The following is a 20,626-nucleotide window of genomic DNA, read 5'->3' as shown; positions in this document are numbered from 1 at the left end:
TTGCAATCACGATCATATCCTCAACATTTAATTCCTTTTTTCCCCTGTTAACACTCCGGTTCGTTCGGTGGACCTGCTATCTTTCACCATTAAGGTCAATTTGCAACGTTTCATTAACAAATTTAACGCTGTTGTTTTTCAGCGCTAAAAATCTGGCATAAGACGTGCAAGTAAACTCGTAGCAACACACAACACAACGCAGCACAAAATAAAATCAGAATACTTGAGGGTAATGTATGAAGAAGACGGTTATTGCTCTGTCTTTACTGCTGGGCCTGTCCGCGGCATCCAGTGTTTACGCAGCGCTTCCCCAGACTGTACGCATCGGTACTGATGCGACATACGCACCTTTCTCTTCTAAAGATGCGAAAGGGAATTTTGTCGGTTTTGACATCGATCTCGGTAATGAGATGTGTACCCGCATCAAGGTCAAATGTACCTGGGTTGGCAGCGATTTTGACGCGCTCATCCCGTCTCTGAAAGCGAAGAAAATCGATGCGATTATCTCCTCTCTCTCCATTACCGAAAAACGTCAGCAGGAGATTGCTTTCTCCGACAAACTCTATGCTGCTGATTCCCGTCTGATCGCCAAAAAAGGCTCGCCGATCGTGCCGACGCTGGACTCTCTGAAAGGCAAACACGTAGGGGTTCTGCAGGGGTCTACGCAAGAAGGTTATGCGAATGACAACTGGCGCACTAAGGGTATCGATGTGGTGGCCTACCAGAACCAGGATCTGATCTACTCTGATCTCGCCGCAGGCCGTCTGGATGCTGCATTCCAGGACGAAGTGGCTGCCAGCGAAGGCTTCCTGAAACAGCCTGCCGGTAAAGATTTTGCGTTCGCCGGTCCGTCCGTTAAAGATAAAAAATACTTTGGTGATGGCACCGGGATCGGTCTGCGTAAAGACGATACCGAGCTGAAAGCGGCCTTCGACAAAGCCTTTGCTGAAATTCGTAAAGACGGTACCTACGATAAGCTCGCGAAGAAATATTTCGACTTTAACGTCTACGGCGAGTAAAGCAGCTGTTTTTGGGATAAACGATGCGCCATTTTGATTTTCCAGAATGGTGCATAAATACGTGTGATGTTTAAAGTTGGTGCGCCTGATGCACCGAAATGGCGCAACGCTGCATAGTTAAGCAAAAACCATGCAAAAAAAGCCGGCAGGCGGGCAGAATGCTTTGCCTTGCCGTGCCATATAATGGCACGATAGCGACACCGTATTCTTCTAATAAATCCCTTAGGAAAGACAGTCTGTTGAGGATAATTATGAAAAAATTGGTGTTATCACTTTCTTTGGTGCTCGCTATCTCCAGCGTTTCAAGCGCATTCGCAGCCATTCCGCAAAAACTCCGCATCGGTACTGACCCAACTTATGCTCCTTTCGAATCAAAGAATTCGCAGGGCGAATTGGTTGGTTTTGACATCGATCTGGCGAAAGAGCTGTGTACGCGTATCAAAACCCAGTGTGTCTTTATTGAAAACCCACTGGACGCGCTGATTCCTTCGCTTAAAGCGAAAAAAATCGACGCCATCATGTCATCTCTCTCAATTACTGAAAAACGCCAACAGGAAATTTCGTTCACCGACAAGCTGTATGCAGCGGATTCTCGTCTGGTTGTGGCGAAAGACTCCGACATCGTTCCCGATCTCGCGAAGCTGAAAGGCAAACGCATTGGCGTATTGCAGGGCACCACGCAGGAAACGTACGGTAATGTTCACTGGGCGCCGCAGGGTATTGAAATCGTCTCCTACCAGGGACAGGACAATATCTACTCTGACCTGACCGCAGGCCGTATTGATGCTGCGTTTCAGGATGAAGTGGCCGCCAGCGAAGGTTTCCTGAAAACGGCGATGGGTAAAGACTACAAATTTGGCGGTCCGTCTATTAAAGACGAGAAGCTGTTTGGCGTCGGCACCGGTATGGGGATTCGTAAAGACGATAACGAACTGCGTGAAGCGCTGAATAAAGCCTTCGCGGAAATGCGTGCAGACGGAACTTACGAAAAACTGGCGAAAAAGTACTTTGATTTTGATGTTTATGGTGGTTAATTCCACGCGTGTTTAACGTGCGACCCCTTCCGCCCGGAAGGGGAAGAGACGCGGCAGACACGAATACGACAGGACAGGCTGCATGCTGTATGGTTTTTCTCAAGTTATCTTTCATGGTGCCCTTGTCACGCTGGAACTGGCTATCAGTTCGGTGGTGCTGGCGGTACTGATTGGCCTGGCCGGTGCGGGCGCAAAACTCTCTAAAAACCGTCCGTTAGCGCTGGTTTTTGAAGGCTACACCACATTGATTCGCGGCGTGCCCGATCTGGTGCTGATGCTGCTGATTTTTTACGGATTGCAAATAGCCCTCAACACGCTGACCGATGCGATGGGTATGGAGCAACTCGATATTGATCCTATGGTGGCGGGTATTATCACCCTGGGGTTTATTTATGGTGCCTATTTCACCGAAACCTTCCGTGGCGCTTATATGGCGGTGCCGAAAGGGCATATTGAGGCTGCCACCGCGTTTGGTTTCACCAACTCACAGACCTTTCGCCGTATTTTGTTTCCGGCCATGATGCGCTTCGCATTGCCGGGGATTGGCAACAACTGGCAGGTTATTCTCAAAGCGACGGCGTTAGTGTCGTTGCTGGGGCTGGAAGATGTGGTGAAAGCCACGCAGCTCGCCGGGAAAAGCACCTGGGAGCCATTCTACTTTGCCGTTGTATGCGGCCTGATTTATCTGGTGTTTACCACCGTTTCTAATGGCGTACTGCTTCTTCTCGAACGTCGCTACTCCGTAGGTGTGAAGAGGGCTGACCTGTGATCGAGATTATTCAGGAGTACTGGAAATCGCTGTTGTGGACCGATGGATACCGCTTCACCGGGGTGGCTATTACCCTGTGGCTGTTGATCTCTTCGGTGGTGATGGGCGGCGTCATGGCGGTGTTTCTGGCCATTGGTCGCGTCTCCAGCAACAAATACATTCAATTTCCCATCTGGCTGTTCACGTATATTTTTCGCGGTACGCCGCTCTATGTGCAGTTGCTGGTTTTTTACTCAGGCATGTATACGCTGGAAATCGTGAAGGGAACGGAACTGCTCAACGCGTTTTTCCGCAGCGGCCTCAATTGTACGGTGCTGGCGTTAACGCTTAATACCTGTGCTTACACTACCGAGATTTTCGCCGGGGCGATCCGTTCGGTACCGGCCGGGGAAATTGAAGCCGCCCGCGCCTATGGTTTCTCGTCGGTGAAAATGTATCGCTGCATTATCCTGCCGTCGGCGCTGCGCATTGCGCTGCCTGCCTACAGCAACGAAGTGATTTTGATGCTCCACTCTACCGCGCTGGCTTTTACCGCGACGGTGCCGGATCTGCTCAAAATCGCCCGTGATATTAACTCCGCGACCTACCAGCCGTTCACCGCGTTTGGTATGGCGGCAGTACTGTATTTGATCATCTCTTATGTGCTGATTAGCCTGTTCCGCAAGGCGGAAAAACGCTGGCTGCAGCATATAAAACCTTCTTCGACGCACTGAGAACATCATGTCTGACAATAAATTAAACGTTATCGATTTACATAAACGCTACGGCGAGCATGAGGTGTTGAAAGGGGTGTCGCTGCAGGCTAACGCCGGGGATGTGATCAGCATTATTGGCTCGTCCGGCTCCGGTAAAAGTACCTTTCTGCGCTGCATAAACTTCCTTGAGAAGCCAAGTGAAGGAACGATCATCGTCAATGGCGAGAACATCAACCTGGTGCGCGATAAAGACGGTCAGTTGCGGGTGGCGGATAAACAGCAACTGCGTTTGTTGCGTACCCGCCTGACAATGGTGTTTCAGCATTTCAACCTGTGGAGCCACATGACGGTTCTGGAAAACGTCATGGAAGCGCCAATCCAGGTGCTGGGGCTGAGCAAACAGGAGGCCCGCGAGCGTGCGGTGAAATACCTGGCAAAAGTGGGTATTGATGGTATTCAGCAGGCGAAATACCCGGTGCATCTCTCTGGCGGTCAGCAGCAGCGCGTCTCCATTGCCCGTGCGCTGGCAATGGAACCGGAAGTCTTGCTGTTTGACGAACCCACTTCCGCGCTGGACCCGGAGCTGGTGGGCGAAGTGCTGCGCATCATGCAACAACTGGCGGAAGAGGGAAAAACCATGGTGGTGGTGACGCATGAAATGGGCTTTGCCCGCCATGTGTCCACCCATGTGATTTTCCTGCATCAGGGCAAAATTGAAGAAGAGGGCGCGCCGGATGAGCTGTTTGGCAATCCGAAAAGCCCACGTCTGCAGCAGTTCCTCAAAGGTTCACTCAAGTAATCCTCGGGCTACCGGCGCTCGCCGGTAGCCGCTTAGTCCGCCAGCAGTTGCAGCGCGGTATCTTCGTCCGTCACCAGCCCATTGACCCAGCCACCGACCAGGGCTGCGCGAATGGCGGCAAGTTTACGTTCCCCTCCGGCAAACCCGACCACTTTTCGTTGCGTGTGGCTGGTGAGCGGCACACTGGTCAGCATTGCATCCAGTTCGGAATCCAGGCGTACACCCTGATGGTTAAAGAAATGGCCAAGCATCTCGCCTGCGACATGCTGCGTCTCCAGATCTTTGACCTGGGCGTCGGTAATAAACCCCTCGGTGTTCAGCGGGCAACCCAATTTCACCTCGCCAATGCCAAGAAAAGTGACATCCGCGTTAAGCGCTCTTGCCGCCACGCGCTGGTAGATCTGATGCTGGCACCAACTGTTTTTATCTTCCGGGCTATCGGCATAGAGCGGCGCCGGAATGAAAAAATACTTACCCTGCATTTTTTCCGCCATTTTCAGCGGCACATCGTAACGGGTACCGGAGTCATCCCGTGCGATGGCGCCGATCATCGACACGCACTGATGCTGCGGTCGCTCCAGCGACGGCAGGGCGTCAATCACGGCGCGCAGCGTTTTACCGGAGCCGACACCAAAGACCTGCGGTTTCTCTTCACAGATAAATTGTGCCATCACCTGTGCCCCTTCAACGGCCAGCATCTGCTGAATGGCATCATCTTCCAGCCCGGCAGATGGCACAACGCGACACAGGTTGAGGGCATATTTTTCTTGCAGGTCATGCGCCAGTTTCAGACAACGGGTTACCGGATGGCTGATATTGACGGTAACCATCCCGGTTTCGCGGGCACCGGAAATGAGCCGTTGTGCTACCTGGCGCGACAGGCCCAGCGCCGAGGCAATATCCTGTTGTGTTAATCCCGCCACGTAATACATCCATGCGGCACGGGCGGCGAGTTCCTGTTTTTTCTCTTCTTTGTTCATCACTCATTCCCCTAATTTCCTGCCGCCATTGTACGCGCAATGGTCAGCTTAACAAAAATGGGCAAATGTCATTTTAAAGAGCAAAAGCTATTTTCGTGAGTTTCCTCGCAGAAAACCTTCGCATCTCACTACTAACATACATACAACAATCGGGCATAAGCCCGTAAAACTGTCAAATGCTCAAATTGAGGTGATGATTATGTCCGAGAAAAAAGCGGTGTGGATGCATATTGGTGCCGGGTCGTTTCATCGTGCTCATCAGGCGTGGTATCTGCACAAACTGATGAAGCAGGGGGATGACCGCTGGAGTATCGCGTTGGGAAATATTCGCGATGACGCCCGTGTGCTGCTGGGCCATCTCGCCGCGCAAAACGGTGAATATGTGCTGGAAACCGTGTCGCCGGAGGGCGAACGGCAGTACGAAACCATCACCTCAATTCGCAAAGTGTTGCCCTGGGATAGCGAAATTAGCGCACTGGTGAAACAGGGCGCCGATGCCGAAACGCGCGTCATCGCCTTTACGGTTACCGAAAGCGGTTACTACCTGACGCCCGAGCATGAGCTGGATCAGCAGCAGGCCGACATTCAGGCCGACCTGAACGGCGGGATCCGCACACTTTACGGCGCGCTGACCCGTATCCTGAAACAGCGTATTGCGCAGCATGGCAACCCCGTTACCTTGCTGAACTGCGACAACCTGCGCCATAACGGCGAGCGCTTTCGCCACGGCTTTCTCTCCTTCTTGCAGGCGAAGGGCGAAACCGAACTACGTCAGTGGGTAGAGAACAACACCACGTCACCCAATACCATGGTCGACCGCATCACTCCGCGCCCGACACCGGATGTGGCCGAGCGGGTACTGGCGGCAACCGGCATTAAAGATGCGGTACCGGTAATGGGCGAATCCTTTATTCAGTGGGTGATTGAAGATGATTTTATTAATGGCCGCCCGGCGCTCGAAAAGGTAGGGGTGGAACTGGTGGGATCCGTACTGCCCTGGGAAGAGGCGAAAATCCGCATTCTGAACGCTACCCATAGCTGCATCGCTTGGGCGGGAACGTTGATTGGTCTGAGCTTTATTGATGACAGCACCCGCCAGAGCGCCATTCGTCAGATGGCCTGGGAGTATATCTCGCGCGATGTCATTCCCTCATTGACGCCAAGTCCGCTTGATCTGGCGAAGTATCGCGATGTGGTACTGGCGCGCTTTAGCAACCCCTACATCAAAGACACTAACCAGCGCGTCGCCGCCGACGGTCTGTCCAAAATTCCTGGAATGGTCACGCCGACGCTTATCGAATGCTACAAACGCGGCGATGTCCCCTCTGCGACCGCCGTGCTGCCTGCACTGTTCTTCCTGTTCCTGAAACGCTGGGCCGACGGTTCTCTACCCTATACCTATCAGGATGGCGTGATGCAACCCGATGCCGTACGCGCCGTTTTCAACGCGCCTGATCCGCTGGCGGTGTGGGCGGCGGACGACGCGCTGTTTGCTGGCCTTGCGACATCCGCAGAGTTCTTAACCCTGCTGCGTCGTACTGTCGCGGAGCTGGAGCAGTGGATAAAACAACCTGAATCACAACTGGCGGCAGTGTAAGGGGGCGCTATGTACCTGGGCATTGATATTGGCACCTCAGAATTAAAAGCGCTGCTCACTGACGGCGACGGTGAGATTGTCGCCTCGGCGCATGCCGCGCTGACGGTGCAACGTCCGCATCCGCACTGGGCGGAACAGGATCCACAGGCCTGGTGGCAGGCCTGTGGCCGGGTGGTCACCGAACTGCGCCAGCAGCATCCACAACAGTGGGCGGCTATTCGCGCCATCGGCCTGTCGGGGCAGATGCACGGTGCGGTACTGCTTGATAACGACGGCAACGTGCTGCGTCCTTGCATTTTATGGAATGACACCCGCAGCGCCGACGAGTGCGCATGGCTGAGTGAGCATCATCCGGAAATGATGACTGTCAGCGGCAACATGATCATGCCGGGTTTTACCGCGCCGAAGCTGGTGTGGGTGGCCCGTCACGAGCCTGACGTGTTCAGCCGGGTGGCAAAAGTACTGCTGCCAAAAGATTACCTGCGCTGGCGTTTAACCGGTGAGTTTGTCAGCGACCCGTCCGACGCGGCTGGCACCCTGTGGCTGGATGTGGCAAAACGCGACTGGTCAGACGAACTGCTTGCCATGGCTGACCTCAACCGCAGCCAGATGCCGTCGCTGGTGGAAGGCAGCGCGCCCAGCGGGACGTTGCGTGCCGCGCTGGCTACCGAGTGGGGCTTAAGCTCCTCGGTGGTGGTCGCCGGGGGCGGGGGGGATAACGCCACCTCTGCCGTGGGCGTCGGCGCGGTGGCGCCGGGTGACGCGTTTATCTCTCTGGGGACGTCCGGGGTGATTTTCGTGGTCAACGATGCGCTGCAGGCAGACCCGGACTCTGGCGTACATGCCTTCTGCCATGCGCTCCCCGGACGCTGGCACCAGATGAGCGTGATGCTGAGCGCCGCCAGTTGTCTGCGATGGATCTGTAATCTGCTTTCGGTCACCGAAAGCCAGTTGATGGACGAGATTGCCCAACTGACGGAAGAGGAACTGAAACGCGCGCCGGTATTCCTGCCTTATCTGTCGGGGGAGCGCACACCGCATAACGATCCGCTGGCGGCAGGGAGTTTTTTCAATCTGCGCCATGAAACCAGCCGCGCGCTGTTGGGTTACGCGGTGATTGAAGGCGTCACCTTCGGGCTGGCCGATGGACTGAATGTACTGGGTAACGCCTCGATTTGTCAGTGCAGCCTGACGGGCGGTGGGGCGAGAAGCCCGCTGTGGGCGCAACTGATTGCCGATGTACTGAACATTCCGATGGTCACGCATCCGGCAAGTTCTTCCGGTGCGCTGGGTGCTGCGCGTCTGGCCTGGCTGGCAGATGGCGGCGATGAGGCGAAAGTCTGTCTGAAACCTCCGGTGGTCACCCGTTTTACGCCGCAGCCTGAACGCGGCCAATGGCTGGCGAAACGGCTGGCGCTGTTCCGGCTGCTCTATCAGCAGCAACAGGTCGCCCGCACGTTACTGCCTTAAACCTCCAGCCCCGGCCTCTGTACCTTCGCCGGGGCATATCTCCCGGCTTATAAAGGAAGATTGTTATGCAATCTAATGAATACTGGTTTGGCTTACCGAAAAAACTGCTCTGGGGATTTGTGGCTATCGCGATTTTTATGGCTGGCGATGGCTTTGAAATGGCATTCTTATCAAAACACATAACCGATATGGGCTTCTCGCCTGCGCAGTCGGCTGTCGTCTTTACGATTTACGGCCTGGCGGCAGCGCTGGCGGCCTGGGCATCCGGCGTGGTGGCGGAACTCATCACCCCGCAACGCGCTATGACCATTGGCTGTGTCCTGTGGGTCATTATGCATGCCCTGTTTATGTCGATGGGACTGGGGATGCGTAACTACCCGCTGATGCTGCTGTTCTATGGTATTCGCGGCCTGGCTTATCCGATGTTTATCTACTCTTTCATGTTGATGCTGGTTCAGGTGCTGCCGCGCCCGAATCTGGCGGCGGCGACAGGCTGGTTCTGGGCCATGTATTCCATCGGCATTGGCGTGGTGGGCAGTTACCTGCCAAGCCTGACCATTCCGATGTTTGGCGAAACGGGGACGCTGTGGTTTGCCATCGTCTGGGTCGGTTGTGGTGGCCTGGTGGCGTTCTTTAGCCTGCGCAATGTGCCAGTGGACCGTTCGCGGGTGAATTTGCCGCTGCGCGACAAAATGACCGAGCTTTCCCGCGCGGCGACCATTCTGTTTACTAACCGCGATATCTTCTATGCCTGCCTGATTCGTATCATCAATACGCTGTCGCTGTTTGGTTTTGCGATTGTGATGCCGCTGCTGTTTGTTGATCGGCTGGGCTTTAGCATCTCTGAATGGCTGCAAATCTGGGCGGTGTTCTTCTTCGTCACCATTTTCACCAATATTTTCTGGGGGATCACCGGGGAATACATTGGCTGGATCCGCCAGGTGCGCTGGTTCGGCTGCCTGGGCATGGCCATCTCCAGCCTGACGTTTTACTACCTGCCGGTCTATGCCGGACATAACTTCGCGGTGGCGCTGATTCCGGCAATTATGCTGGGGATTTTTGTTGCGGCTTTCGTGCCGATGACGGCGGTCTTCCCGACGCTGGAACCGCATCACAAAGGCGCGGCGGTCTCCATCTACAACCTCTCTGCCGGGATGAGCAACTTTGTCGCCCCGGCGATTGCCTCCGCACTGCTACCGTTTTTCGATATCGTAGGCGTGGTATGGGCCTACACCGGGCTCTATATCTTCGCCGGTGTGCTGACCTTTATCATCAAAGTGCCGCAGCCCAAACGCGTGCGCCAGGGGCGTTCAGCGGAAGAGGTGGAACAGAGCGTGTAACCTGGCATAAGGCGCAGTGTCTCTGCGCCTTATCGCGTTTTTTCCAGGCGGTAAGCCCAGTCATCATAATCCACGCCGTTAATCGTATAGCCCTTTTCCAGCACCTGCCTACGCGTAAACCCCAGTTTCTCCAGTAGCCGCACCGAACCCTGATTTTCCGCCAGCACCTAGGCATTCAGCGCGGTGACGTGGATCTGCGTAAAGGCATAATCCCGCATGGCTTTCAGCGCTTCACTGGCAACACCTTTTCCCTGCGCGAAAGGGGCAATGGCGTAGCCGATATCGGCTTCCTGCGGATAATGCGTACTGATGTGCAGCCCAATATCACCCAGCGGTTCGCCATTTCTGTCGCGAATCACCCGGGCGTGATTATCGTTCAGGCGGGAGATAAACAGGGTGCGGATATCGTCTTCACAGGCAATGGCGCCCATAAAGCGCATGACATCCGGGCTTTGGCGTAGGGTGAGGAAAAAAGACCAGTCGGCCTCGGTAAACGCAGAGAGCGTCAGGCGCTCGGTGGTCAATATCATGGTTGCGCCATTCCGGTAGCAAAGCGTCTTAGCTTAGCACCGGAATGGCGCGGGTAAACGCCTTATAATGGTGGGGGTGTCACCACATCCTTGAGCGCTTCTTCTAAATCGAACCAGCGAAACGCGAACCCGGAGGCTTCAAGTCGTTTTGGCAGCGCGCGCTGGCCACCAAGGACCAGCACGGCGGACTCTCCCATCATCAGGCGCACGGTGGCGGCCGGGGCGTGCATAACCGCCGGCCGATTAAGCGCATGTCCCAGCGCGTGAGCGAATTGTTCGTTACGTGCGGGGTAGGGCGAAACCATATTGAACGGGCCGCGCAGGTCGTTATTGAGCAGCCAGATGATGCCGTTAGCCATATCGTCGATATGAATCCAGGACATGTACTGGTGACCGGTACCGACCGGGCCGCCAAGCCCGACGCGAAAGAGCGGCAGCAGTTTGGCAATTGCCCCGCCTTTGCGCGCAATCACAACGCCGGTGCGCAGTAAACAGACGCGGGTGCGTTCACTTTCCGCACCGCTGGCGATTTGCTCCCAGCGGGCGCACAGTTCGTGGGTAAATTCGTTATGCGGCGTCTCGTCTTCCGTGATCACCGCATCTCCCGTATCGCCGTAATAGCCGACAGCGGAGCCGGAGATAAATACTTCCGGTGGATTCGCGCTGGCGAGAGTGAGATCGACCAGCCTCTGGGTTATTTTCCAGCGGCTTTCACACAAGCGCTGTTTTTGCTCATCGCTCCAGCGCTTTTCGGCAATCGGTTCGCCCGCCAGATTGATGACGGCGTCGAAATCATTGAGGTCAGTGAGATCGTCCAGACCTGGTAGCAGCGCCACCGTATCGCCAAGTGTTTGCTGCGCTTTGGCGGGGTCGCGTGTCACCACGGTGATGGAATGGTTCAGCTCTTGTAAACGAGGAATCAAAAAACGACCAATCAGGCCTGTACCACCGGTAATCAGAATCTTCATGCAACCTCCAGGGCTACGCTTGACGACGCCAGCTCATGGTCATGGACACAGAGTCGGCGTAACGCAATGCGTGAAGTTTATCGATCTCAACCTCAGCATAAGTGACCCAGTGATGTTCGCGTGCGATATTCAGCACATCCTGAGTTAATTTTTCCAATAACGAGAAGCGGTTACTCTCGACATGGTGAATTATGCTTTTAGTTATCGTGCGGTAGTTTAGCGCGTCATTGATATCTTCGCTGGCGCGGGCCTTATCGGCCGGGTAATGGATGATGACATTGATAATGATATCCTGACGGTTGATGACCTCTTCTTCTTTGATACCGATAAATGTGCGCAGGCGCAGATTTTTAATCCGAATAATGGCGTCTGGTTGTGACATTGCAGGCTTCCCTCAGTAATAACAGTCTCATCATACACAAGGAAAACATTGCTGCCATTTAGATTTACTGCGCTTTCGCCAGCGCGGGTATCGCCGCAGGCCGGGTGCGAATACGCTCAAATCTGTTATTCGCCTCCGGGTCATTATTCAGTACGATTCGCTGCCGCTGGTGGGCATGAATCTATGACCGATGCTGTAATGCTCGCCTTTGCTGATATCCACCCGAATAAGCCGCTTTGCAAGCTCCGCTTCTTCAGGAAAAAACGTGATTTTTTGCCCGCAAGAGGTTGCAGCGTAGAAGAGAACACTCATTTTTTTCCTGGCGTAATAGAGATTTTAATGAGTATAAGCGTTACTTATCGCCCTTGAGTTTTGATCAAGTGACACTCTTAACAAGACGTTATATTTTGATGAAAAACCTAATCGTTGAGAGGATGTTATGAGCGAGTCGACAATCACGTTGTGGTCAGATGCGGAATTTTTCTCCCCGTATGTCATGTCTGCTTATGTTGCGCTGCAGGAAAAAGCGTTGCCCTTTACCCTGAAAACCATTGATTTGGAACACGGCGAGCAGCAGAAGACGGGATGGACTGGCTATTACCTTACTCGCCGCGTGCCGGTGCTGGAAATTGACGGTTTCGAGCTCAGCGAATCCTCGGCAATTGATGAGTATCTGGAAGAGCGCTTTGCACCGCCGGAATATGAACGCATCTACCCTCACGACTTACAAAAACGCGCCCGTGCCCGTCAGGTGCAGGCGTGGATCCGCAGCGATTTGATGCCGATTCGCGAAGAGCGTAGCACCGACGTGATTTTCGCCGGGGCGAAGAAAGCGCCGCTCAGCGCCGCAGGCCAGCAGAGTGCCGCCAAACTCTTTGCCCTTGCTGGGGAGTTACTGGCGCACGGTAAACCGAATCTGTTTGGCGAGTGGTGTATCGCCGATGCCGATCTGGCACTGATGATTAACCGGCTGGTAATAAACGGCGATGATGTGCCGGAGCGTCTGGTGGATTACGCCACCTTCCAGTGGCAGCGCTCCTCAATACAACGCTATGTCGCACTGTCGGCGAAGCGTGCGGGCTGAGACCTGGCCGCACTTGCGGTATGATACGGCATTCTCTTTAACCTGAGGTGTAGTGATGAAACTGATGTTCGCATCCGATATTCATGGCTCGCTGCCTGCCACCGAACGCGTACTGGCGCTGTTTGCCGAAAGCGGGGCGCAGTGGTTAGTGATTTTGGGTGATGTGCTGAATCACGGGCCAAGAAACGCGCTGCCGCAAGGGTACGCGCCCGCGCAGGTGGCAGAGCGGCTGAATGAACACGCGTCGCGTATTATTGCTGTACGTGGCAACTGTGACAGCGAAGTCGATCAGATGCTGCTCAATTTCCCCATTACGGCCCCCTGGCAGCAAGTATTATTACCTGACCAGCGGCTGTTTTTGACCCACGGTCACCTGTTCGGGCCGGATAATATACCGCCGCTGGCGCAGGGTGACGTGCTGGTCTATGGTCATACTCATCTGCCGGTGGCGCAGCGCCAGGGTGACATTTTTCACTTTAATCCGGGCTCGGTGAGTATTCCCAAAGGGGGATTCGACGCCAGTTACGGCATGCTGGAAGAGGGTGTTTTGCGCGTAATGGCACTGAATGATAAGCGGCTTATTGCACAGGTCGCGATTAATCCGTAAGTTACCCTTCAACTAAAACGCGCCATAAGAGCGCAATGACGAGACATTTCTGATGGTGGAACCGAATCATTTTACAGGCACGGAGTGGGTGGATATTGTCAGCGAGGACAACGAAGTCATCGCCCAGGCGAGTCGCGAGCAAATGCGCGCGCAATGTTTGCGCCACCGCGCGACCTATATTGTCGTCCATGATGGGATGGGCAAGATCCTGGTTCAGCGCCGTACGGAAACCAAAGATTTTATGCCGGGTATGCTGGACGCCACCGCAGGCGGCGTTGTGCAGGCTGATGAAGTGTTGCTGGATTCCGCTCGCCGCGAAGCCGAAGAAGAGCTTGGTATTGCCGGTGTCCCGTTTGCTGAACATGGCACATTTTATTTTGAAGACGAACACTGCCGGGTATGGGGCGGGTTGTTTAGTTGTGTCTCTCATGGCCCGTTTGCCCTGCAGGAAGAGGAAGTGAGCGAAGTCTGGTGGATGACGCCGGAAGAGATCACCGCCCGCTGCGATGAATTCACCCAGGACTCGTTAAAAGCGCTGGCGCTGTGGATGAGCCGTAACGCCAGCAACTCTGTCGAAAAAGCCGAAGAAACAGAATAAGGTTACGGCGAAAAGCCTGGCCTGAGCACGCGGTGAACTGAACACGTCAATGAGCCACGCTGATGAATCATCAGCGTGGCTTTTTTACGCACGGAAAAGGCGCGTAAAAAGAGCAGCGGAAAATTTAAGGTGACGGGTTTTCGCTTTTGTATTACCTTGAAAGGTTGCGAAAAATATAATGAAAAAGGAATTTTTATATGCTTTCAGCTATTCAACTGACACCCGATCAGACCTTTGAATTTCTCCTGAATGTTGCCATTACCCGCCCTGTCTTTTTATGGGGGGCGCCGGGGATTGGTAAAAGTGCCCTGGTGCGACGTTTTGCTGATGAGGTCGGCATGGAGTGCGTCTCGTTACTGGGTAGCCAGCTTGCGCCAGAAGACCTGCTGGGCATTCCGCAAATTGACGGGCAGTGTTCGCGATTTTATCCCCCGGCAAATATCGTCCGTGACAAACCCTTCGTTTTGTTCCTGGATGAGCTGAACGCCTCCTCCCATGAAATTCAGAAAGCTTTTTATTCGTTAATCCTGGAGCAGCGTATTGGTGAGTATCGGCTGCCGGAGGGCACCGTCGTCATTGGTGCAGGCAACCGTGCTAAAGATGCGGCCATCGTGAAACCGATGCCCTCGGCGTTGATCAACCGCATGGTGCATGTCCATCTGCGCGCCGACCATCGTCAGTGGCTGCACTGGGCTATCAATGAATCCTCCATTCACCCCTGGGTTGTGGAGTACATTCAGCTACGTCCGGATCAACTCTGGAATGAGCCACCGAAGCATGAAGAACCTTTTTCGACGCCACGCAGTTGGCACATGCTTTCTGATGCCCTTACATCATTTGGTGAGACTATCAGTGATGAGATGCTGGAAGCCTTGATTTATGGTCTTTTATCGCCTGCACATGCGGCGAGTTTTAAAGGGTTTATCAAACAGATTCGCCAAAAACATACCGTTTCTTCCATTCTTAAAGGCGATGCGAACTGGCCGGACGATCCTGCCGATCGCGACATTCTCTATTTCCTTGCCCAATCTTTCCGTACCCATCTTTATAAAGAGCTGCCCGAAACGGACAAGGCATTGCGTAATGAGCACAAGCAGCTTGCGATGCGAGCGAAAGACTGTCTGAAAACGCTGGCGCGAATCAGCGTTGAGATTGCGCAATCCGTGATGAGTGAAGATGAAAATGGCAAAAAACTTCCGGCCTGGTTTTTACTGGAGGTTGCACGCGATCTTCCTCGCCTGGCGGTAAGGAATTAAGGACGATGAAACGCAAAACGGAGCGCAACCCTGCGCTCAATGCCTGTCAGGCAGGGTTGCAGATTATTGCATGGCATCCGTTATTCTCGCCTATTTTCGCTCACATCTATGTGCGTTTTGACCATACGCACGCGCAGGTGAGTGCGAAAAACTGGCTGGCAATCAGCAATGATGGCTATTTGTGGCTTAATGCAAAGCGCCATGCCCGGCCAGAAGAATGGGCGCGGATGGTTGCCCAGGCGCTGGCGGCGCTGGGGTTTGGTTATATCACCCCCCGGACGCCTGCGGTTACCTGGGAGCTGGCAGTACTGATTTCTACAATGCATTTTTGCGAAGGGCTTAAAATCGGCCCATTGCCAGAAGAGTTGCAATCTTACCTTTTCCCCCAGGACATACACAGCGACGCGGAGCTTCTGTTTCGCCAGTTGCAGGAAGAGGGTATTTCTGAATCGCTTGCCCGCTGGCAGACCATCTATTGCGGCGAGCAACCTCATTTTGTCCACGCTGAAAAATCATCGCGCTATCATTCCGTCAACTGGCAGGAATTGCTGGCGGATGGCCTGAGCAATAGCGTCAGCCAGGCACTCGAACAGGTCGGGGGATACCAGCCTCAGCAGGGGCAGAAATATAAGCTGACCTTAGCGCAGAAAGCCCGACAACAGATAATGACCCTTTATCCCTTGCTGGGCGCGCTGGCGGCAGGATTCGACATTGAAGAAGATGCGAAGTTATGCAGCCAGTATGATATCGCGGTGGCAGCGATTGACGTCGGTATTGGCAAAATTTGGATCAACCCGACGGCCCGCTTAAACCAGGCTGAGATGCTCTTTGTTTTTGCCCACGAGTTGTTACATGCAGGGTTGAACCATGCATCCCGGCGCCGCGGACGCGACGCGGAACTGTGGAATGTAGCCTGCGATTTTATCATCAACGACTGGCTTATTGAGATGCAGGTTGGCGCGCCGCCAGAGCTGGGATTGCTCTATGATGCCCAGTTTAAGGGGATGTCGGCAGAAGAAATTTATGACTCGCTCGCCATGGATATGCGCCGGTCACGTAAGCTTATTACCCTCAGGGGCAGGGCGGGGGGCGATATACTGGGCGAGGATGGCGATCCGCGATTTACGAATGCCGAGGCCTATTGTCGTCGGGCCTTGTATCAGGGGATGGAGCGTTGTCTGTATGGCCAGAGCCGGGGGGCGCTGCCTGCGGGGTTGATTGAAGAAATCCGCAGCCTGGCGCAACCGCCTGTCCCCTGGGATGTCGCCCTGGCTGAGTGGTTCGATGAGCATTTCCCGCCACCCGAGCGACGTCGTACCTATGCGCGTCCGTCTCGCCGTCAGAGTGCGACACCGGATATCCCCCGGCCAGCTATTCAAGCCCCGAGCGAAGAAGAAAGGCATTCGCGCGTTTTTGGCGTCGTTCTGGATACGTCCGGATCGATGGACCCTCAGTTGCTGGGCAAGGCGCTTGGTGCCATCGCCAGTTATTCGCTGGCGCGCGAGGTGTTTGCCGTGCGCTTTATTTGTTGTGATGCAAAAGCTTACGATCGCGGCTGGGTCCAGCCTGAACAACTCCTTCACCATTTTACGTTGCAAGGGAGAGGCGGTACCGTCTTGCAGCCGGGTATTGAATTACTGGATAGCCTGGCGTTGCGCGGAGATTTTCCACGTGGAGGGCCATTACTGATCATTACCGACGGGTTTTGCGAGAATAATGTTTCGGTGAAAATGGAGCATGCCTGGTTATTGCCACAGAATCGTCGGCTGCCCTTTGTCCCGCGAGGAAAAGTGTTTTCGCTAAGCTAAAAAAAAGCTCCTGCATGCAGGAGCTTTTTTCAGTTAACGGCAATTATTTCTGCTGAGCAGACTGAATTGCAGTCAGTGCGATGGTGTAGACGATATCGTCAACCAGTGCGCCACGTGACAGGTCGTTAACCGGTTTGCGCATACCCTGCAGCATCGGCCCGATGGAGATCAGGTCAGCAGAACGCTGTACCGCTTTGTAGGTGGTGTTACCGGTGTTCAGATCCGGGAAGATGAACACGGTAGCGCGACCTGCAACCGGAGAGTTCGGTGCTTTGGATTTCGCAACGTCGGCCATAACGGCGGCGTCGTACTGCAGCGGACCGTCGATAACCAGATCCGGGCGTTTTTCCTGCGCCAGACGGGTTGCTTCGCGGACTTTCTCAACATCGCTACCCGCACCGGAGTTACCGGTAGAGTAGGAGAGCATTGCCACGCGCGGTTCGATGCCAAAGGCAGCAGCGGAATCAGCGGACTGAATCGCGATTTCTGCCAGTTGCTCAGCGGTCGGATCCGGGTTGATTGCACAGTCACCGTAAACGTAAACCTGTTCCGGCAGCAGCATAAAGAACACGGAAGAGACCAGAGAACTGCCCGGTGCTGTTTTGATCAACTGCAGCGGCGGACGAATGGTGTTCGCCGTGGTGTGAACCGCACCGGAAACCAGACCGTCAACTTCGTCCTGCTCCAGCATCAGGGTACCCAGAACAACGTTGTCTTCCAGTTGTTCGCGGGCAACCGCTTCGGTCATACCCTTGCTCTTACGCAGTTCAACCAGGCGTGCCACGTAGCTTTCACGTACCACTTCCGGATCAACAATTTCGATGCCCGTACCCAGTTCAACGCCTTGCGCCGCAGCAACACGGTTGATCTCGTCCGGGTTACCCAGCAGTACGCAGGTTGCGATGCCGCGTTCAGCACAGATAGCCGCTGCTTTAACGGTACGCGGTTCGTCGCCTTCTGGCAGTACAACGCGTTTACCGGCTTTACGTGCCAGTTCGGTCAACTGATAACGGAAGGCTGGCGGAGAGAGGCGACGGCTACGTTCAGACGTGGCGGTCAGAGACTCGATCCAGTCTGCATTGATGTAGCTGGCAACGTATTCCTGAACTTTCTCGATACGCTGATGGTCATCAACCGGCACTTCCAGGTTGAAACTCTGCAGGCTCAGAGAGGTCTGCCAGGTATTGGTTTCAACCATGAATACCGGCAGGCCGGTTTCGAATGCGCGTTCGCACAGTTTGCTGACGCGCGGGTCCATTTCGTAGGCGCCAGTCAGCAGGATCGCGCCGATTTCAACGCCGTTCATCGCAGCCAGACATGCGGCAACCAGCACGTCAGGACGGTCTGCGGAAGTCACCAGCAGAGAACCTGCGCGGAAGTGTTCCAGCATGTGCGGGATGCTACGCGCACAGAAGGTCACAGATTTCACGCGACGGGTGCTGATTTCGCCTTCGTTAACGATGGTCGCATTCAGGTGACGCGCCATGTCGATTGCGCGGGTCGCAATCAGGTCGAAGCTCCATGGTACTGCGCCGAGTACGGGCAGCGGGCTGGAAGCCGCCAGGCTTGCCGGGTCAACTTTGATGACTTTCGCTTTAGAGGAGTCATCAAAGATTTCAGACAGATCCGGGCGAGTACGGCCCTGATCGTCAACCGGTGCGTTCAGTTTGTTAATGATAACGCCGGTGATGTTGGTGTTTTTCGCGCCGCCGAAGCTGCTGCGGGTCAGTTCGATACGCTCTTTCAGTTGTTCCTGAGTATCGGTGCCCTGAGACATCACGAACACGATTTCCGCGTTCAGGGTTTTCGCGATTTCAAAGTTCAGAGACTGAGCAAACTGGTGTTTGCGGGTCGGGACCAGACCTTCAACCAGCACAACCTCAGCGTCTTTGCTGTTCTCGTGGTAGCGTGCGACGATTTCTTCCATCAGCACGTCTTTCTGGTTGCTGGAGAGCAGAGACTCAACGTAGCTCATCTTCAACGGTTCTGCCGCTGGCAGGCCGGAGTTGGTGCGTACGATGGTGGTGGTCTGGTCTGGCGCATCGCCGCCAGCGCGTGGCTGGGCGATAGGTTTAAAGACGCTCAGACGAACGCCTTTGCGTTCCATAGCACGGATCACGCCCAGGCTGACGCTGGTCAGGCCGACGCTGGTTCCGGTAGGGATCAGCATGATAATACGGGACACGGTTAATCCTCTTTTCGTTACCGTCATTTCTGACGGGTTACAAAACAGCACCGCCAGCTAAGCTGGCGGTGTGAAATCAGGCAGTCAGACGGCTCGCGTCTTGCGCGATAACCAGCTCTTCGTTTGTCGGGATAACAACAGCCGGACGAGTGCCTTCTTTGTTGATGAAGCCAGACTTACCGAAACGGGCAGCCAGGTTACGCTCGTGATCAACTTCGAAGCCCAGAACGCCCAGTTTGCCCAGGGACAGCTCGCGCACCATTGCTGCGTTTTCACCGATACCACCAGTGAACACAACTGCATCCAGACGACCATCCATCAGCGCAGTGTAAGAGCCGATGTATTTCGCCAGACGGTGGCAGTAAACGTCCATGGCACGTTTTGCGTCTTCTTTATCTTTGTAGTTATCTTCTACATAACGGCAGTCGCTGGTGACCTCGGTCAGACCCAGCAGGCCGGACTCTTTGGTCAGCATTTTGTTGATAGCTTCAACGCTCATGCCCAGGGTGTCATGCAGGTGGAAAATGATAGCCGGGTCGATATCACCAGAACGGGTACCCATCACCAGACCTTCCAGCGGGGTCAGACCCATGGAGGTGTCAACGCATTTGCCATTGCGGATGGCGGATACAGAACCACCATTGCCCAGGTGGCAGGTGATGATGTTCAGTTCTTCAACCGGTTTGTTCAGAACTTTAGCGGCTTCCTGGGTCACATAGTAGTGGCTGGTGCCGTGCGCGCCGTAACGACGAACGCCGTGCTCTTTGTATAATTTGTACGGCAGAGCATAGAGGTAAGACTCTTCCGGCATGGTGGTGTGGAATGCGGTGTCGAAAACGGCAACGTTTTTATCTTTCAGGCTCGGGAAAGATTTCAGTGCTTCCGCGATGCCGATCAGGTGAGCCGGGTTGTGCAGCGGTGCAAATGAGGCTGCATCTTTAATGCCCTGAATAACGGACTCATCGATAACCACGGAGCTGGTGTATTTTTCGCCACCGTGTACGATACGGTGACCGATCGCTGTCAGTTGTGCGGACAGTTCTGGTTTTTGTGCCAGAATAGTGTTAACGATAAAGTTCAGCGCTTCACTGTGAGCGGCACCTGCACCTAAAGCCGCTTCTTGTTTACCACCGTCAATTTTCCATTTGATACGTGCTTCAGGAAGATGGAAACATTCGGCTAAACCAGAAAGGTACTCTTCACCGTTGGCTGCATCGATGATCGCGAATTTCAGTGAGGAGCTACCGCAGTTCAGAACCAGTACTAACTTACTCGACATGGAAGTACCTATTTATGATACGTGGCTAAAAAAACGTCAGTGAGTCTCACAGAATAACGGATGATGACGCTGACATTTATGATTAACATCATGCCTGATTAATTTTCTGGCATGATGGAAAGAATACTTAAGATTTTATGCCATTTTGCGCAAATTTCAGACAGTGGCATAATGGACTTCAAAGTTGACGAGCGACCACACTTCGTCTACGGCCTGTTAAGGCAGG

General features: G+C 54.2%; 18 protein-coding genes and 2 pseudogenes. 13 read left to right on the top strand and 7 right to left on the bottom strand.

Annotation, left to right across the window (positions count from 1 at the left end; genetic code table 11):
• Positions 1-236 precede the first annotated feature (236 nt).
• From argT to hisP, 5 genes are all read left to right on the top strand, one after another.
• Entirely contained in the window at positions 237-1,019 is a 783-nt protein-coding gene (gene argT / locus IP582_RS17865) for a lysine/arginine/ornithine ABC transporter substrate-binding protein ArgT (protein ID WP_039079854.1), read from the top strand.
• A gap of 251 nt (positions 1,020-1,270) precedes the next feature.
• Positions 1,271-2,053, top strand: a complete 783-nt coding sequence (gene hisJ / locus IP582_RS17860; protein ID WP_039079855.1) for a histidine ABC transporter substrate-binding protein HisJ — start codon at positions 1,271-1,273, stop codon at positions 2,051-2,053.
• 82 nt (positions 2,054-2,135) lie between these two features.
• Positions 2,136-2,822, top strand: a complete 687-nt coding sequence (locus IP582_RS17855; RefSeq protein WP_039079856.1) for a histidine ABC transporter permease HisQ — start codon at positions 2,136-2,138, stop codon at positions 2,820-2,822.
• On the top strand, positions 2,819-3,535 hold the full coding sequence (locus IP582_RS17850; RefSeq protein WP_039079857.1) for an ABC transporter permease: 717 nt from the start codon (positions 2,819-2,821) through the stop codon (positions 3,533-3,535). The genes IP582_RS17855 and IP582_RS17850 overlap by 4 nt, the downstream gene beginning before the upstream one ends.
• A gap of 7 nt (positions 3,536-3,542) precedes the next feature.
• Entirely contained in the window at positions 3,543-4,316 is a 774-nt protein-coding gene (gene hisP / locus IP582_RS17845) for a histidine ABC transporter ATP-binding protein HisP (protein WP_047369432.1), read from the top strand.
• Positions 4,317-4,348: 32 nt separating this feature from the next.
• Here the strand turns inward: hisP and IP582_RS17840 are convergent, their stop codons facing one another.
• Positions 4,349-5,296 carry a sugar-binding transcriptional regulator gene (locus tag IP582_RS17840; protein WP_039079859.1) on the bottom strand — a complete coding sequence of 316 codons (948 nt, stop codon included), beginning with the start codon at positions 5,294-5,296 and terminating at the stop codon, positions 4,349-4,351.
• A gap of 199 nt (positions 5,297-5,495) precedes the next feature.
• Here IP582_RS17840 and dalD point away from each other — a divergent pair, with 199 nt between their 5' ends.
• The 3 genes from dalD to IP582_RS17825 all read left to right on the top strand — a co-directional run bounded on the left by dalD (position 5,496) and on the right by IP582_RS17825 (position 9,703).
• Complete coding sequence (gene dalD, locus IP582_RS17835) at positions 5,496-6,893, top strand: D-arabinitol 4-dehydrogenase (protein ID WP_193793988.1); 1,398 nt, start codon at positions 5,496-5,498, stop codon at positions 6,891-6,893.
• Positions 6,894-6,902: 9 nt separating this feature from the next.
• Positions 6,903-8,363 (top strand): xylulokinase, encoded by a 1,461-nt coding sequence (xylB, locus tag IP582_RS17830; protein ID WP_193793987.1) that lies wholly within the window; start codon positions 6,903-6,905, stop codon positions 8,361-8,363.
• 65 nt (positions 8,364-8,428) lie between these two features.
• Positions 8,429-9,703: an MFS transporter gene (locus IP582_RS17825; protein ID WP_039079861.1), complete on the top strand. Its 1,275-nt coding sequence runs from the start codon at positions 8,429-8,431 to the stop codon at positions 9,701-9,703.
• A 29-nt stretch (positions 9,704-9,732) separates the two neighbouring features.
• On the opposite strand, the pseudogene IP582_RS17820 reads toward IP582_RS17825, so the two are convergent.
• From IP582_RS17820 to IP582_RS17805, 4 genes and pseudogenes are all read right to left on the bottom strand, one after another.
• Positions 9,733-10,233 (bottom strand): annotated as a pseudogene (locus IP582_RS17820) (GNAT family N-acetyltransferase).
• 62 nt (positions 10,234-10,295) lie between these two features.
• Entirely contained in the window at positions 10,296-11,201 is a 906-nt protein-coding gene (locus tag IP582_RS17815) for a TIGR01777 family oxidoreductase (protein ID WP_193793986.1), read from the bottom strand.
• A gap of 13 nt (positions 11,202-11,214) precedes the next feature.
• Positions 11,215-11,583: a dihydroneopterin triphosphate 2'-epimerase gene (gene folX, locus IP582_RS17810; RefSeq protein ID WP_039079864.1), complete on the bottom strand. Its 369-nt coding sequence runs from the start codon at positions 11,581-11,583 to the stop codon at positions 11,215-11,217.
• Positions 11,584-11,778: 195 nt separating this feature from the next.
• Positions 11,779-11,895 (bottom strand): annotated as a pseudogene (locus tag IP582_RS17805) (thiol:disulfide oxidoreductase); the annotation flags it as partial.
• Positions 11,896-12,022: 127 nt separating this feature from the next.
• On the opposite strand from IP582_RS17805, the gene yfcF reads away from it, so the two are divergent.
• The 5 genes from yfcF (at position 12,023) to IP582_RS17780 (ending at position 16,936) form a co-directional block, all read left to right on the top strand.
• Positions 12,023-12,667 (top strand): glutathione transferase, encoded by a 645-nt coding sequence (gene yfcF / locus IP582_RS17800; protein WP_193793984.1) that lies wholly within the window; start codon positions 12,023-12,025, stop codon positions 12,665-12,667.
• A gap of 55 nt (positions 12,668-12,722) precedes the next feature.
• On the top strand, positions 12,723-13,274 hold the full coding sequence (gene yfcE, locus IP582_RS17795; protein WP_193793983.1) for a phosphodiesterase: 552 nt from the start codon (positions 12,723-12,725) through the stop codon (positions 13,272-13,274).
• Between the two features lie 52 nt (positions 13,275-13,326).
• The gene (gene yfcD / locus IP582_RS17790; RefSeq protein ID WP_039079867.1) at positions 13,327-13,872 is read left to right on the top strand and encodes an NUDIX hydrolase YfcD; all 546 of its coding nucleotides are present in this window, start codon (positions 13,327-13,329) and stop codon (positions 13,870-13,872) included.
• A 197-nt stretch (positions 13,873-14,069) separates the two neighbouring features.
• Positions 14,070-15,128: an AAA family ATPase gene (locus IP582_RS17785; RefSeq protein ID WP_193793982.1), complete on the top strand. Its 1,059-nt coding sequence runs from the start codon at positions 14,070-14,072 to the stop codon at positions 15,126-15,128.
• Positions 15,129-15,133: 5 nt separating this feature from the next.
• Positions 15,134-16,936: a VWA-like domain-containing protein gene (locus tag IP582_RS17780; protein WP_193793981.1), complete on the top strand. Its 1,803-nt coding sequence runs from the start codon at positions 15,134-15,136 to the stop codon at positions 16,934-16,936.
• 43 nt (positions 16,937-16,979) lie between these two features.
• Here IP582_RS17780 and pta read toward each other — a convergent pair whose 3' ends face one another.
• Together pta and ackA are read right to left on the bottom strand one after the other, a co-directional pair.
• Complete coding sequence (gene pta / locus IP582_RS17775; RefSeq protein ID WP_193793980.1) at positions 16,980-19,121, bottom strand: phosphate acetyltransferase; 2,142 nt, start codon at positions 19,119-19,121, stop codon at positions 16,980-16,982.
• A 76-nt stretch (positions 19,122-19,197) separates the two neighbouring features.
• Entirely contained in the window at positions 19,198-20,400 is a 1,203-nt protein-coding gene (ackA, locus tag IP582_RS17770) for an acetate kinase (RefSeq protein ID WP_039079871.1), read from the bottom strand.
• Positions 20,401-20,626: the final 226 nt, after the last annotated feature.

The sequence above is a fragment of the Citrobacter sp. BDA59-3 genome (assembly GCF_015167655.1).
In the GTDB taxonomy this organism is placed as follows: Bacteria; Pseudomonadota; Gammaproteobacteria; order Enterobacterales; family Enterobacteriaceae; genus Phytobacter; species Phytobacter diazotrophicus.
This window is presented reverse-complemented; position numbering and strand designations above follow the sequence as displayed.

Bases quoted from the DNA above. Each gene is read 5' to 3' on its own strand.
- IP582_RS17825 (WP_039079861.1), top strand. From the start codon at position 8,429: ATGCAATCTAATGAATACTGGTTTGGCTTACCGAAAAAACTGCTCTGG.
- IP582_RS17840 (WP_039079859.1), bottom strand. From the start codon at position 5,296: ATGAACAAAGAAGAGAAAAAACAGGAACTCGCCGCCCGTGCCGCATGG.
- yfcF (WP_193793984.1), top strand. From the start codon at position 12,023: ATGAGCGAGTCGACAATCACGTTGTGGTCAGATGCGGAATTTTTCTCC.
- IP582_RS17855 (WP_039079856.1), top strand. From the start codon at position 2,136: ATGCTGTATGGTTTTTCTCAAGTTATCTTTCATGGTGCCCTTGTCACG.
- xylB (WP_193793987.1), top strand. From the start codon at position 6,903: ATGTACCTGGGCATTGATATTGGCACCTCAGAATTAAAAGCGCTGCTC.
- argT (WP_039079854.1), top strand. From the start codon at position 237: ATGAAGAAGACGGTTATTGCTCTGTCTTTACTGCTGGGCCTGTCCGCG.
- hisJ (WP_039079855.1), top strand. From the start codon at position 1,271: ATGAAAAAATTGGTGTTATCACTTTCTTTGGTGCTCGCTATCTCCAGC.
- yfcD (WP_039079867.1), top strand. From the start codon at position 13,327: ATGGTGGAACCGAATCATTTTACAGGCACGGAGTGGGTGGATATTGTC.
- hisP (WP_047369432.1), top strand. From the start codon at position 3,543: ATGTCTGACAATAAATTAAACGTTATCGATTTACATAAACGCTACGGC.
- yfcE (WP_193793983.1), top strand. From the start codon at position 12,723: ATGAAACTGATGTTCGCATCCGATATTCATGGCTCGCTGCCTGCCACC.
- IP582_RS17785 (WP_193793982.1), top strand. From the start codon at position 14,070: ATGCTTTCAGCTATTCAACTGACACCCGATCAGACCTTTGAATTTCTC.
- folX (WP_039079864.1), bottom strand. From the start codon at position 11,583: ATGTCACAACCAGACGCCATTATTCGGATTAAAAATCTGCGCCTGCGC.
- dalD (WP_193793988.1), top strand. From the start codon at position 5,496: ATGTCCGAGAAAAAAGCGGTGTGGATGCATATTGGTGCCGGGTCGTTT.
- IP582_RS17780 (WP_193793981.1), top strand. From the start codon at position 15,134: ATGAAACGCAAAACGGAGCGCAACCCTGCGCTCAATGCCTGTCAGGCA.
- IP582_RS17815 (WP_193793986.1), bottom strand. From the start codon at position 11,201: ATGAAGATTCTGATTACCGGTGGTACAGGCCTGATTGGTCGTTTTTTG.
- ackA (WP_039079871.1), bottom strand. From the start codon at position 20,400: ATGTCGAGTAAGTTAGTACTGGTTCTGAACTGCGGTAGCTCCTCACTG.